The sequence below is a fragment of the Bacillus sp. OxB-1 genome, assembly GCF_000829195.1.
In the GTDB taxonomy this organism is placed as follows: domain Bacteria; phylum Bacillota; class Bacilli; order Bacillales_A; family Planococcaceae; genus Sporosarcina.
In genome coordinates, this window is record NZ_AP013294.1 from 2,097,389 (window position 1) to 2,110,224 (window position 12,836).

Annotated in this window: 15 protein-coding genes; all 15 read left to right on the plus strand. The window is 50.2% G+C overall.

The window, feature by feature from the left end:
- The first annotated feature begins 8 nt into the window (after positions 1 to 8).
- The 15 genes from ftsY to sucD all read left to right on the plus strand — a co-directional run bounded on the left by ftsY (position 9) and on the right by sucD (position 12,796).
- On the plus strand, positions 9 to 1,010 hold the full coding sequence (gene ftsY, locus OXB_RS10245; protein ID WP_041074011.1) for a signal recognition particle-docking protein FtsY: 1,002 nt from the start codon (positions 9 to 11) through the stop codon (positions 1,008 to 1,010).
- A 64-nt stretch (positions 1,011 to 1,074) separates the two neighbouring features.
- The gene (locus tag OXB_RS10250) at positions 1,075 to 1,410 is read left to right on the plus strand and encodes a putative DNA-binding protein (RefSeq protein WP_084212441.1); all 336 of its coding nucleotides are present in this window, start codon (positions 1,075 to 1,077) and stop codon (positions 1,408 to 1,410) included.
- Between the two features lie 12 nt (positions 1,411 to 1,422).
- Positions 1,423 to 2,778 (plus strand): signal recognition particle protein, encoded by a 1,356-nt coding sequence (ffh, locus tag OXB_RS10255; protein WP_041074013.1) that lies wholly within the window; start codon positions 1,423 to 1,425, stop codon positions 2,776 to 2,778.
- A 406-nt stretch (positions 2,779 to 3,184) separates the two neighbouring features.
- Positions 3,185 to 3,457, plus strand: a complete 273-nt coding sequence (gene rpsP, locus OXB_RS10260; RefSeq protein WP_041074015.1) for a 30S ribosomal protein S16 — start codon at positions 3,185 to 3,187, stop codon at positions 3,455 to 3,457.
- Between the two features lie 15 nt (positions 3,458 to 3,472).
- Positions 3,473 to 3,706, plus strand: a complete 234-nt coding sequence (locus OXB_RS10265; protein WP_041074017.1) for a KH domain-containing protein — start codon at positions 3,473 to 3,475, stop codon at positions 3,704 to 3,706.
- Between the two features lie 96 nt (positions 3,707 to 3,802).
- The gene (gene rimM / locus OXB_RS10270) at positions 3,803 to 4,318 is read left to right on the plus strand and encodes a ribosome maturation factor RimM (RefSeq protein ID WP_041074019.1); all 516 of its coding nucleotides are present in this window, start codon (positions 3,803 to 3,805) and stop codon (positions 4,316 to 4,318) included.
- Positions 4,318 to 5,052 carry a tRNA (guanosine(37)-N1)-methyltransferase TrmD gene (gene trmD / locus OXB_RS10275; protein ID WP_041076626.1) on the plus strand — a complete coding sequence of 245 codons (735 nt, stop codon included), beginning with the start codon at positions 4,318 to 4,320 and terminating at the stop codon, positions 5,050 to 5,052. The genes rimM and trmD overlap by 1 nt, the downstream gene beginning before the upstream one ends.
- 135 nt (positions 5,053 to 5,187) lie before the next feature.
- On the plus strand, positions 5,188 to 5,532 hold the full coding sequence (gene rplS / locus OXB_RS10280; protein ID WP_041074021.1) for a 50S ribosomal protein L19: 345 nt from the start codon (positions 5,188 to 5,190) through the stop codon (positions 5,530 to 5,532).
- Positions 5,533 to 5,638: 106 nt separating this feature from the next.
- Positions 5,639 to 6,205 carry a signal peptidase I gene (gene lepB, locus OXB_RS10285; protein ID WP_041074023.1) on the plus strand — a complete coding sequence of 189 codons (567 nt, stop codon included), beginning with the start codon at positions 5,639 to 5,641 and terminating at the stop codon, positions 6,203 to 6,205.
- 13 nt (positions 6,206 to 6,218) lie between these two features.
- Positions 6,219 to 7,070, plus strand: coding sequence for a ribosome biogenesis GTPase YlqF (ylqF, locus tag OXB_RS10290; RefSeq protein ID WP_041074025.1), 852 nt, complete (start codon positions 6,219 to 6,221; stop codon positions 7,068 to 7,070).
- 367 nt (positions 7,071 to 7,437) lie between these two features.
- Complete coding sequence (locus OXB_RS10295; RefSeq protein ID WP_084212554.1) at positions 7,438 to 8,295, plus strand: ribonuclease HII; 858 nt, start codon at positions 7,438 to 7,440, stop codon at positions 8,293 to 8,295.
- On the plus strand, positions 8,216 to 10,285 hold the full coding sequence (locus OXB_RS18855; protein WP_158333673.1) for a hypothetical protein: 2,070 nt from the start codon (positions 8,216 to 8,218) through the stop codon (positions 10,283 to 10,285). The genes OXB_RS10295 and OXB_RS18855 overlap by 80 nt, the downstream gene beginning before the upstream one ends.
- On the plus strand, positions 10,282 to 10,590 hold the full coding sequence (locus OXB_RS10305) for an EscU/YscU/HrcU family type III secretion system export apparatus switch protein (RefSeq protein ID WP_041074027.1): 309 nt from the start codon (positions 10,282 to 10,284) through the stop codon (positions 10,588 to 10,590). The genes OXB_RS18855 and OXB_RS10305 overlap by 4 nt, the downstream gene beginning before the upstream one ends.
- A 124-nt stretch (positions 10,591 to 10,714) precedes the next feature.
- A complete protein-coding gene (sucC, locus tag OXB_RS10310; RefSeq protein WP_041074029.1) occupies positions 10,715 to 11,875 on the plus strand; it encodes an ADP-forming succinate--CoA ligase subunit beta in 1,161 nt (386 codons plus the stop codon).
- 18 nt (positions 11,876 to 11,893) lie between these two features.
- Positions 11,894 to 12,796, plus strand: coding sequence for a succinate--CoA ligase subunit alpha (gene sucD, locus OXB_RS10315; RefSeq protein ID WP_041074031.1), 903 nt, complete (start codon positions 11,894 to 11,896; stop codon positions 12,794 to 12,796).
- Positions 12,797 to 12,836: the final 40 nt, after the last annotated feature.

Sequence of the window (12,836 nt, forward strand, 5' to 3'; positions counted from 1 at the left end):
GATCGACAATGTCTTTTTTTAGAAAGCTAAAAGAGAAAATAACAGGGACGAATGAAGCGGTAACAGAAAAATTCAAGGATGGTTTATCGAAAACACGCAATCAGTTCACTTCCAAAGTGAATGACCTCGTCGCCCGTTTCCGGGAAGTGGACGAGGAGTTTTTCGAAGAACTGGAGGAACTGCTTTTACAAGCGGACGTCGGTTTCGAAACGGTCATGGAATTGATCGACGAATTGAAATTGGAAGTGAAACGAAAAAATATCAAAGATACATCGGGCATCCAATCCGTCATATCCGAGAAATTGGTCGATATCTACAAAGCGGGCGAAGAACTGGACAATAGCCTGAATATCCAAGAAGATGGCTTGACGGTCGTATTGATGGTCGGAGTCAATGGCGTCGGGAAAACAACGACAATCGGAAAACTGGCGGCACGTCTCATGGCAGAAGGGAAAACGGTCATGCTGGCGGCAGGTGACACGTTCCGAGCGGGCGCCATCGATCAGCTCGTCGTCTGGGGGGAACGGGCCGGCGTGGAAGTGATCCGACAATCTGAAGGGTCCGATCCGGCAGCGGTCATGTATGATGCGATCCGGGCGGCAAAGAAACGGAATGTCGATGTCCTCATCTGCGATACCGCAGGCCGTTTGCAAAACAAAGTCAACTTGATGAATGAGCTGGAAAAGGTCCATCGCGTCATCGGCAAGGAAGTGGAAGGGGCGCCGCATGAAGTGCTCCTCGCGCTCGATGCGACGACCGGACAGAACGCACTCATCCAAGCGGAAACATTCAAGGAGGCAACCGATGTGACGGGCATCGTCCTGACGAAGTTGGACGGGACAGCAAAAGGCGGGATCGTCCTTGCCATCCGCAGCAAGCTGCATATCCCGGTCAAGTTCGTCGGTTTGGGCGAAGGTGTCGACGATCTGCAGCCATTCGACCCGGAGAAGTACGTCTACGGCCTTTTTGCCGATGGGTTGGAAGCGGAGCCGGAAGAAGAGGACAAGTAAATTTCCTTGACAGTGTTTCATTGTCATACTATGATGACAGGTGAAGAAGCGGGAGGCATGGCCGATGGTGCTTGAAAAAATGACACGCATTAACTTTCTCTTCGATTTCTATCAATCATTGTTGACAGAGAAACAGAGACATTATATGGAATTATATTATCTGGATGATCTTTCACTCGGTGAAATCGCCGAGGAATTTGGAGTGTCGCGCCAAGCGGTCTATGATAATGTACGACGGACCGAAGCGATGCTTGAAGATTATGAAACGAAATTGAATTTATTTGCTAAATTCCAGAAACGGGTGGACATCGTTGAACAGATCGAATTGCTGCTCGATGGCGAGGATGATCGCATGAATGCCATCCGGAAACTGGTGAGCGCGTTAAAAGAACATGAGTAGGAGGCCGCCTGCATGGCATTTGAAGGATTAGCCCAGCGCCTGCAAGGGACGCTTCAAAAGATAACGGGCAAGGGGAAAATTAGCGAAGCTGACGTCAAAGAGATGATGCGGGAAGTCCGATTTGCATTGATCGAAGCGGACGTCAACTTGAAAGTGGTAAAAGAATTCGTTAAAACGGTCAGTGAGCGGGCTGTCGGCCAGGATGTCATGAAAAGCCTGACACCCGGTCAGCAAGTCGTAAAGATAGTTAAAGATGAACTGACCAGCCTGATGGGGGGAGAACAGAATCCCATCCAATTTTCACGGAAATCACCGACGGTCATTATGATGGTCGGTCTGCAAGGTGCGGGTAAAACGACGACGACTGGTAAGTTGGCAACTGTTTTACGCAAACGCCATAACAAAAAACCGCTCCTCGTGGCGGCAGACGTCTACCGGCCGGCTGCCATTCAGCAGTTGGAAACTCTTGGGAAACAGCTGACTATGCCGGTATTCGCACTCGGAACCGATGTATCGCCGGTCGAAATCGTCCGTCAGGCATTGGAAGAGGCGGAAAAGGAACATAACGACGTCGTCATCATCGATACGGCGGGACGCCTCCATGTCGATGAGGCGCTGATGCAGGAATTGAAGGATATCCGTGAACTGAGCAATCCGGATGAAGTTTTCCTCGTCGTCGATGCCATGACCGGGCAAGACGCAGTCAATGTCGCCCAAAGTTTCAATGAAACGATCGGCATCACGGGTGTCGTCCTGACAAAGCTGGACGGGGACACTCGGGGCGGGGCGGCCCTCTCCATCCGTTCCGTCACCCAGAAACCGATCAAATTCGTCGGGATGGGCGAGAAAATGGATGCTTTGGAGGCATTCCATCCAGAGCGGATGGCTTCCCGGATCCTCGGCATGGGCGATGTCATGTCCCTCATCGAGAAAGCGCAGGAAAATGTCGATGAAGAGAAGGCGAAAGAGCTGGAGCAGAAATTTCGCACCCAGACGTTCACGCTCGACGACTTCCTCGATCAGCTTCAGCAAGTCAAAAAGATGGGGCCGCTCGATGAACTGCTGAAAATGATGCCCGGCGCCAATAAGATCAAAGGGCTGGAAAACGCCAAAGTCGATGAAAGCCAGATGGGACGCGTCGAAGCGGTCATCCGCTCCATGACGATCCCGGAACGGACCACTCCGGAAATCATCAACGCCAGCCGGAAAAAGCGGATCGCCAAAGGCTCCGGAACATCCATCCAGGAAGTCAACCGGCTGTTGAAGCAATTCGACGAAATGAAAAAAATGGTCAAACAAATGACCAACATGCAGCAAAAAGGGAAAAAGAAGATGAAAATGCCAGGGTTTGATTCGTTTTTTAAATAAATCTCGGACTTCTGCGGTTGCCTGGGAAAGTTCTGTATCTTTATTGATTCAGAAGAGCAGTTGATGGGAACGCAGGTGCGACACTCCTGCGGGAATAGCATCAGCTGAAGACCCCGCACGAGCGAAGCGAAAGCCGTTACGAAGAACGACTTTTGCGCCAAAAAGCGTAGCGTTTGGCAGCACAGGATGCCTTAATTTCTGCAAATTGCACAGAAATACGGCAAATCGGACCCTTCGTTGTCCGATTGGCTGAAGCGATGCCCGCGGAAAGGGAGCACCGGAGTTCCCATCAACTGCGGATTCGTTTCTAAAGAAATTTCGGCTGTTAAGAAAAAACACTTTACAAACATCGGAAACCTTGATAATATACTATCTTGTGTGAAACTATTCGGAGGTGCAAGAAGAAATGTCAGTTAAAATTCGTCTAAAACGTATGGGAGCGAAAAAATCTCCTTTCTATCGTATTGTTGTTGCGGACTCACGTTCACCACGTGACGGCCGTCAAATCGAAACAGTGGGGACTTACAACCCATTGACAAAACCGGCTGAAGTCAAAATCAACGAAGAGTTGGCTTTGAAATGGCTACAGAATGGTGCGAAACCTTCTGATACAGTACGGAACCTGTTTTCTGACCAAGGCATTATGGAAAAATTCCATAACGCAAAATACGGCAAATAATCAGGAGGGGTGTACATGGAGCAGCTGATTGAAACAATCGTCAAACCGTTAGTCGATTATCCCGAAGATGTCCAAGTCGTAATGGATGAGCAGGATACCCGCATCATCTATAAACTTTCCGTGAATCCGGAAGACATGGGGAAAGTGATCGGAAAGCAGGGACGTGTGGCGAAAGCGATACGTACAATTGTTTATTCAGCGGCGAGCAGTCACCACGGTAAAAAGGTTTTTGTCGATATTATCGATTGACCGCAACATCATATGCTTGGATATCGAAAGGGAGGAGCCTATGTTCCTTCCTTTTTTGTCCAACAGCCTCCACATTATTAGAGGATGGTGTAAGAGATGAACTATTTCAATGTAGGCAAAATCGTCAACACCCATGGCATCCGAGGGGAAGTCCGCGTTATCTCCCGTACCGATTTTCCAGAGGAACGCTATGCGCCCGGCAATGAGCTGGCGCTCTTCATGCCGGGCAGTAAAACTCCAATTCCTCTCATTGTCGCAAGCCATCGCCAACACAAGAACTTCGACCTGCTGACGTTCGAGAACCACCCGAACATCAACGACGTCGAGAAATACCGGGACGGTATATTGAAAGTATCTGATGAGCAGCTCGGCGACCTGGAAGAAGGGGAATTTTATTACCACGAAGTGATCGGCTGCACCGTCTTTACGACGGAAGGGGTGGAAATCGGGACAGTGACCGAGATTTTGGAAACCGGGGCGAACGACGTCTGGACGGTCACTCCCGCTCAAGGCAAGCCGCATTACATCCCGTATATCGAGGACGTCGTCAAGGAAGTTGATGTCGATGAGAAGAGAATCGTCATCGAACCGATGGAAGGACTGTTGTCTTGATGAAAATCGATGTGTTGTCGCTGTTTCCGGAAATGTTCGAAGGCGTGCTGCACTCGTCGATCTTAAAAAAGGCGCAAGCGAACGATGCGGTATCGTTTTCAGTGACGGATTTCCGCGATTACTCAACGGACAAGCATCGCAAAGTGGATGATTATCCATACGGCGGCGGTGCGGGGATGGTATTGAAGCCTGAGCCCCTATTCGGTGCGGTAGATGCGCTCACGGCAGGTCTCGATAAGGCGCCGCGTGTCATCCTCATGTGTCCGCAAGGCGAGCGCTTCACCCAGAAGAAAGCGGAAGAACTCTCTGCCGAAGATCATCTGATCCTCCTCTGCGGCCATTATGAAGGCTACGATGAGCGGATTCGCCAGCATCTTATTACAGATGAGATATCACTCGGGGATTTCGTTTTGACTGGCGGAGAAATTGCGGCTATGGCGATCATCGACAGCGTCGTCCGCCTTTTACCGAATGTGCTTGGAAATTCGGAATCGCCGGTTCTAGATTCCTTCTCGACGGGATTGTTGGAACATCCGCAATATACACGGCCTGCCAATTTCAATGGCATGGAAGTGCCGGAAGTCCTACTGTCGGGCAATCATGCCGAAATCGACAAATGGCGGGAAGCACAGTCGCTGCTCCGGACGTACCAGCGCCGGCCGGATCTTCTGAAAAATGCGCCGCTGACCGATCATCAACGGAAATTGCTGGAACAACTGAAAGATGAAAAATAATGAACAGAGAACCTTGCGCGCCCTTGCCCTGTATGGTATTATCTACTATGTACTTCTACGCGAAGTACATACTGACTGATGTTCCGCTGCAAAGGCAAGAGATGCAAGAGCGTCTGTGGAGAAGGAGAGAAAATCATGCAAAGTCTTATTGCAGAAATCACAAAAGATCAGCTTCGCACTGATCACCCGACTTTCCGTGCGGGAGACACAGTCCGCTTGCACGTGAAAATCGTAGAGGGCACGCGCGAGCGTATCCAAATTTTCGAAGGTGTCGTTATCAAGCGTCGTGGTGGCGGAATCAGTGAAACATTCACAGTCCGTAAGATCTCCAACGGTGTAGGTGTGGAACGTACATTCCCTGTACACACGCCGAAAATCGCAAAACTTGAAGTGACACGCCGTGGTAAAGTACGCCGTGCGAAATTGTACTACCTTCGCAGTCTGCGCGGAAAAGCTGCACGTATCAAAGAAATCCGCTAATAGCAAACATAAGAATTCGGGAGCCGGATATTCGGCTCCCTTTCTTTTTGCCTCTGAAAAGGATAGATTGTACAATAGGTATAGAAGGATGCGGGAGGCTTTGGCTATGAATGAAAACCAAGAGAAAAAGAAGAAAAACGAAACATGGGAATGGATGAAAGCATTACTGATCGCGTTCGGTTTGGCGGCCATCATCCGAATTTTCCTCTTCACCCCAATCGTCGTGGACGGGGAATCGATGATGCCGACATTGGAGGACGGCGATCGGATGATTGTCAATAAAATCGGTTATACGATCGGAGAGCCGGACCGGTTTGACATCGTCGTATTCCATGCGCCGGAACAGAAAGACTATATCAAGCGGGTGATCGGCCTGCCTGGCGATACGGTGGAGTATCGGGATGATGTCCTCTATATCAACGGGGAGCCTTACGATGAACCGTATTTGGATCAAAACAAATCAGAAGTGCCCAATCCTCCTTTGACGGAAGATTTTACACTGGAAGAGAAAATCCAAAGCACGACCGTGCCGGAGGGCCATGTTTTCGTCATGGGGGATAACCGAAGGAGAAGCAAGGACTCCCGTCATATCGGGGCCGTGGCGATTGATGAAATCATCGGCAGCACCAAATTTGTCTTCTGGCCGATCAGTGATTTTGGCGCGGTGAAATAAGGAGGCAGAAATTGTGACAATCCAATGGTTTCCAGGTCATATGGCGAAAGCTCGCCGGGAAGTGACCGAACAATTGAAGTTGGTGGACATCGTATTTGAATTGATCGATGCCCGGCTTCCGTTATCTTCCCGGAACCCGATGATCGATGAAGTGATTCACCAAAAACCGCGATTGCTTATCTTGAACAAGATGGACCTTGCGGATGAGGCGGAGACATCCCGCTGGATCCGCCATTTTGAAGAGCAGGGCATCCGCGCCGTGGCCATCAATTCATTCGAAGGAAAAGGGTTGCAAACCGTCACGAAGGCGGCAAAAGAGGTCATCGCACCGAAGTTGGAACGGATGCGGAAGCGGGGGATTCGCCCAGGCGCTATCCGCGCGATGATCGTCGGCATCCCGAACGTCGGCAAATCGACGCTGATCAATCGGCTGGCCAGGAAGAACATAGCCAAGACCGGTGATAAGCCGGGGGTGACCAAGGCCCAACAATGGATCAAATTCGGCAAGGAATTGGAATTGCTGGATACGCCGGGCATCCTATGGCCGAAGTTCGAGGATCAGGAAGTCGGGTACAAACTGGCACTGACAGGGGCCATCAAGGACTCCATCGTCAATATGGAAGATTTGGCGGTGTATGGGCTCCGTTTCCTTGAGGCGCATTACCCGAATCGGTTGGCCGAACGGTATGGCTTGTCAACCGTCGGAGAGGACATCCTGGCTGTCTTCGAACAAATCGGGGAACTCCGGAAAGTGTACGCAGCCGGCGGTGAAATCGATTATGACAAAGTCGCCGAGTTGATCGTCCGCGATATTCGAAATGAGCAGCTCGGTAAGTTGACCTTCGACTTTATCGCAAATAAATAACACACAAAGGCCGTTGCCGACCCGGGCAAACGGCCTTTTTCGCCGCTTAGGAAATTGTGAAATCCGGGCATGTGGATAACTTTCCAAACCTTGTATTATCTACGTCCAGCTACGGGCGCTAGAGGGAGGACGCCTTAATTTCTGCAAAATACGCAGAAATACGGCAAATCGAACCCTTTGCTGTTCGATTGGCTCAGGGTCATAAGCCAAAGCTGCTCTGTGGCCAAAAGCGCCGCCGCATCTTCGTCTTATGCCCGTCGCCTCTGGGCAAGCGCCCTGCGCTTTTGTTCCTGTTCCGGTCGAAATAACGTATAGAGTGCCGATATAATAGAGTAAAGAGGGACGGCAGATGGAAAGGGGATTGGCAATGAGCACCGTAAGAGAAATAGTGGAACAGCTACAGGCTGCGGAGCAACCTGAAGAGTGGATGGAAGAGCTCCGTGCGGATCCGCGTGCTGGGGTGAAAGCCGCCCTAAGCCGTTGGAATCGTCAGTATGAGAAAAAAAAGAAGATTCGGGAGGAATTTGAGAAGAAATGTATCTTCGATTTGACATATGCCCCGTTTGAAGGTGCATTGATTGCCGGTGTAGATGAAGCGGGAAGGGGGCCGCTCGCAGGTCCTGTCGTCAGCGCAGTCGTCATATTGCCGAAGGAAACACCTGACTTAATCGGACTGGACGATTCCAAAGCGATTCCGAAAGAGGAGAGAGGACGGCTTGCACGGGTGATCCGCAAAACGGCTGTCGCCTATTCAGTCCACGTCCAATCGGTGGAAAAAATCGATGAAATGAATATTTACGCGGCAACCCGGGATTCGATGGAACAAGCGGTGAATGCCTTGCCGATTCAGCCGGACATCGTTCTTGCCGATGCTATGACCTTATCCGTTGCCTGCCGTACCGAGTCGATCATTAAAGGGGATGCACAAAGTTTAGCGATCGCCGCCGCATCCATTTTGGCGAAAACGACAAGGGATGCGTTGATGGAAGAACTGCATGAAAAATATCCTGTTTACCAATTCGCAAAGAACGCAGGCTATGGGACGAGTGAACATTTGGATGCGTTGCGGTTGTACGGTCCGTGCAAACACCACCGGACCACCTTCGAACCGATCAAGACAATGCTTGGAGAGAGGGGGCAGGAAATTGGATTACCCGATCATGACGCCATTGACCACCCGATCAGCAACGGGCATCAGTCAAAACAGGCCGCTTACTCTAAATGAAGGGCAATTATTCCATGGTCAAGTGAAGCAATTATTCCCAGGGCAAATGGCAGAAGTGCAAATCGGGTCCCACAAACTTGTCGCCAAGCTGGAAGTGCCGATGAAAGCGGGTGACGCCTACTATTTCCAAGTGAGTGCAGTGAAGCCTGAACTGCAGCTGAAAATCATTTCAGGCCCCCTCCAAGGCGCGGAAGGGCAAGGTCGCCAGCTAGGTAGCTTGCTCGAGGCGATGCAGTTGCCGAAAAACGCGGAAATGCAATCCCTCGTCGCTTTTGCCATGAAACAGAAATTGCCGATGACCCGGGAGCAGTTACTAGCCGCTGAGCAGTTGATGAAACTGGTCCCTCGCGCTCAATTCCCGGAGGCGTTGACGACCATCCAAAAGCTGATTGACGTGAAGTTGCCGCTTACAGAAACTCATTTCCGTTCGGTCTTTGGGGTTCAAGCGAAGGAAGGCTTACAAACATTGTTCCAATCATTCAGCACTGCACTTTCCGCGGAACAGGCCATCTCTCCGCAGGCAAAAGAGGCCATCCTGGCATCGCTTGGAAGAATGGCGCAGCCGTTCGGACAAGCGACGGGAGGGGTTATCCTCGGGCAAGCCATACTTACTTTGCTAAATCCGGGAGAGACGATGGAAACAAAATTCAATATCCTACAGTTGTTGAAAAGCGCAGATATGCTTCCTGCCCGCACCTCCTTGGCGAACATTCAGCAAGTGCTCACTTCCTTATCGGCGGAGGGAAGGTCAGAGCGCCCATCGCCGCCACTAGCCGGCGCATCTCAGACGTTGCAAGCAACAGCTCAGAATCGGGAGATGTCCCAAGCGTCGCCGGCTGTCCAACTGACTGCAGAATCGAAAGCGCCCCCTGCCCAGACAGCCCCAGCGGAGAGCCCGAAAGCGCCCATCGCCCCGGCGCCAAACCAACCCGCTGCGCTAGGACAATCATCACCCTCCGTCCTACAGCAACTCGTTGGACTGGTGAGACAAACGGTCGCATCATCTCCCGATCAGGCGGCCGTCCAGTTTGAAAGGGCGAAGGCGCTTCTAGCCAATGAAAATACGTTGACCGGGCCACAGAGGAGCGAGTTGACCGCTATCATCGATCGAGCAGCCCAAACTCAAGCGTCCCCCGGGAATGCGGCTAATTTCGTCCAACAACTAAGCCAAGCCGTTTACCGCATCGCCGCGCAGCAGGCCGTCGCAGAACCATTCTCACCAGTTGCTGGACAACAACTTGTCTCCTTGACGGGGCTCCAAGGGACGGAACGCCTTGAATCCGTCCTCCGGCTTGCGGAGCGTTCCGACAACCCGGCAATTCAAAAGATGGTACAAAATGCGGAAGCATCGATTGCCAATGTGATTGACGGAAAAGCTGTGAAAGAGGCGATCCAAAGTATCACCCGGTCGTTCGGCCTCCAGTATGAAGCCGAATTGCTGTCGAAAGAGCCGGACATCGCGCGGCTGGCAGAGTCTTTAAAACCTCAATTGATTGCATTAATGAGGGACGCTTCGATGTCTCCAGCACTTCGTGAGACGGCAGAAGCGATCGTCATGCGCATGAACGGTCCGCTAATCCAATCGGGCGAGACGGGCATTCAACACCAGCTCGTCATGCAAGTGCCGCTTGAACTATTCGGCAGGAAAATCGATTCGACTTTGCAATGGTCCGGCAGAATGAAAGAGGATGGGAAAATCGATCCGGATTATGCCAGGATTTTATTCTACCTCGATTTGGAATCGATTGAGAAGACGGTTATCGATATGCAGGTTCAGAACCGAGTCGTGTCCGTTACGGTTTTCAATGATGAGGCCGGCTTGAGAGCGATCGGAGCGCCGCTGCAGGCGAGGTTGAAGAATGGGCTTTCAGAAGCGGGCTATACATTATCCGGCGTTTTCTTCAAGCCGCTTGCCGAAGAAGTGAAGCCGGAGGCCAAAAAAGCAAGCCCGATCCAAACGGATGGCCAAGGAGTTGACTTCCGCATATGAGCGACGAACGTCATGTTCGAAAGGAGGCGGTGGCCCTTTCCTATGATCCGAATACCGGGGATGCGCCGAAAGTGGTCGCGAAAGGGAAAGGGAAAATCGCCGAAACTATTTTAGAGAAGGCAAAGGAACACAACGTACCGATTCAAGAGGACCCGAGTCTGGTAGAGATTTTAGGTCAGCTGCAATTGGATCAATCCATCCCGGAAGAACTGTATTTGGCGGTCTCCGAAGTGTTCGCCTATATCTATCATATTGACAGGGAACATGGGTTGACCAAGAAGGATCCCGATGGGGGAAAGAAGTAAAAGTTGTGAACATTTTTCGCCAAACCTATACATTCAGCATTCAATTGTGGACATTATTTGACATGTTTACTACAATAGATAAGGCAGTAAATTATGAGATAGTAGTTCGATGGGAGGATTTAAGATGAATATCCATGAATATCAAGGTAAACAGCTACTTCGAGAATATGGTGTAGCAGTTTCAAACGGCCTTGTTGCTTTTTCACCGGAAGAAGCGGTAAAAGCAGCGAAGGAACTCGGTACGGACGTCATCGTTGTTAAAGCACAGATCCACGCAGGTGGACGAGGAAAAGCGGGCGGAGTCAAGATTGCAAAATCTCTTGACGAAGTGCGCGCGTACGCAAAGGAATTGCTCGGCAAAACATTGGTGACTCACCAAACAGGTCCGGAAGGTAAAGAAGTCAAACGTCTTCTGATCGAAGAAGGTTCTGACATCAAGAAAGAGTACTACCTTGGACTCGTCCTTGACCGTGCAACTGACCGTGTAACACTTATGGGTTCAGAAGAAGGCGGTATGGACATCGAGGAAGTTGCAGAAGCGACTCCTGAAAAAATCTTCAAAGAAGTGATCGATCCAGTTGTGGGTCTGACAGGCTTCCAAGCGCGTCGTATGGCTTTCAACATGAATATTCCAAGTCACCTCGTAAACAAGGCTGCGAAGTTCATGCTTGGCCTGTACCAAGTATTCGCGGAAAAAGATGCTTCCATCGTTGAAATCAACCCACTTGTTGTAACAGGCGATGACAATGTACTTGCTCTTGACGCAAAGTTCAACTTTGATGCAAACGCATTGTACCGACACAAAGATATTTTGGAACTTCGTGACTATGACGAAGAAGATCCGAAGGAAATCGAAGCTTCGAAGTATGATCTTAGCTATATTTCCCTTGATGGAAATATCGGCTGCATGGTTAACGGCGCAGGTCTTGCGATGGCGACTATGGATACGATCAACTACTACGGCGGATCACCGGCCAACTTCCTTGACGTTGGGGGCGGCGCGACTGCTGAAAAAGTTACAGAAGCATTCAAAATCATCCTTTCCGACGAAGCGGTCAAAGGAATCTTCGTTAACATCTTCGGTGGTATCATGAAATGTGATGTCATCGCAGAAGGTGTTATCGCTGCTGCGAAAGAAGTCGGTCTTCAAGTGCCTCTAGTCGTTCGTCTGGAAGGGACAAACGTCGACAAAGGTAAACAGCTATTGAACGAATCCGGATTGAATATCATCGCTGCCGATTCTATGGCGGACGGTGCTCAAAAAATTGTTGAACTCGTAGGCTAAGAAAGGCAGGGACAAACGATGAGTATTTATATTAACAAAGATACAAAAGTTATCGTACAAGGAATCACAGGCTCTACAGCACTTTTCCATACGGAACAAATGCTGGAGTACGGAACAAAAATCGTCGGCGGTGTAACACCTGGTAAAGGTGGTACAGAAGCTGCAGGCGTACCTGTATTCAACACGGTTGAAGAAGCGGTAAAAGCGACAGGTGCAAACGTTTCGGTCATTTATGTACCAGCTCCATTCGCAGCGGACGCAATCATGGAAGCTGTTGACGCAGAGCTTGATATGACAATCTGTATTACAGAGCATATCCCTGTTCTTGACATGGTCAAAGTGAAGCGTTACATGGAAGGCAAGAAAACACGTCTAGTCGGACCGAACTGCCCAGGTGTCATCACAGCGGACGAATGTAAAATCGGAATCATGCCTGGATACATTCATACAAAAGGCCATGTAGGCGTTGTATCTCGTTCTGGAACTTTGACATACGAAGCGGTTCACCAACTGTCACAAGCCGGCATCGGTCAAACGACAGCTGTTGGAATCGGTGGAGACCCTGTAAACGGAACAAACTTCATCGACGTCTTGAAAGAATTCAATGAAGACCCTGAAACATATGCAGTCGTCATGATCGGTGAAATCGGTGGTACTGCTGAAGAAGAAGCTGCTGAATGGATCGCTGCTAACATGAAGAAACCAGTTGTCGGCTTCATCGGCGGGCAAACGGCGCCAGAAGGTAAACGTATGGGTCACGCAGGTGCAATCATTTCCGGCGGAAAAGGAACAGCTGCTGAGAAAATCAAAGCACTTAACGCTGCTGGCGTTGAAACTGCGGACACGCCATCTGTCATCGGCGAAACGTTGATCAAAGTAATTAAAGAAAAAGGTCTGTACGAAAAGTGTAAAACACATTAAGATGAAGATGCAGCGTATTCCATGCGCTGCATCTTTTTAT

Excerpts from the sequence above, each read along its gene's own strand:
- sucD (WP_041074031.1), top strand. The coding sequence starts at position 11,894 with ATGAGTATTTATATTAACAAAGATACAAAAGTTATCGTACAAGGAATC.
- OXB_RS10250 (WP_084212441.1), top strand. The coding sequence starts at position 1,075 with ATGGTGCTTGAAAAAATGACACGCATTAACTTTCTCTTCGATTTCTAT.
- lepB (WP_041074023.1), top strand. The coding sequence starts at position 5,639 with ATGAATGAAAACCAAGAGAAAAAGAAGAAAAACGAAACATGGGAATGG.
- OXB_RS10295 (WP_084212554.1), top strand. The coding sequence starts at position 7,438 with ATGAGCACCGTAAGAGAAATAGTGGAACAGCTACAGGCTGCGGAGCAA.
- ffh (WP_041074013.1), top strand. The coding sequence starts at position 1,423 with ATGGCATTTGAAGGATTAGCCCAGCGCCTGCAAGGGACGCTTCAAAAG.
- ftsY (WP_041074011.1), top strand. The coding sequence starts at position 9 with ATGTCTTTTTTTAGAAAGCTAAAAGAGAAAATAACAGGGACGAATGAA.
- trmD (WP_041076626.1), top strand. The coding sequence starts at position 4,318 with ATGAAAATCGATGTGTTGTCGCTGTTTCCGGAAATGTTCGAAGGCGTG.
- sucC (WP_041074029.1), top strand. The coding sequence starts at position 10,715 with ATGAATATCCATGAATATCAAGGTAAACAGCTACTTCGAGAATATGGT.
- rplS (WP_041074021.1), top strand. The coding sequence starts at position 5,188 with ATGCAAAGTCTTATTGCAGAAATCACAAAAGATCAGCTTCGCACTGAT.
- rpsP (WP_041074015.1), top strand. The coding sequence starts at position 3,185 with ATGTCAGTTAAAATTCGTCTAAAACGTATGGGAGCGAAAAAATCTCCT.
- OXB_RS10305 (WP_041074027.1), top strand. The coding sequence starts at position 10,282 with ATGAGCGACGAACGTCATGTTCGAAAGGAGGCGGTGGCCCTTTCCTAT.
- OXB_RS10265 (WP_041074017.1), top strand. The coding sequence starts at position 3,473 with ATGGAGCAGCTGATTGAAACAATCGTCAAACCGTTAGTCGATTATCCC.
- rimM (WP_041074019.1), top strand. The coding sequence starts at position 3,803 with ATGAACTATTTCAATGTAGGCAAAATCGTCAACACCCATGGCATCCGA.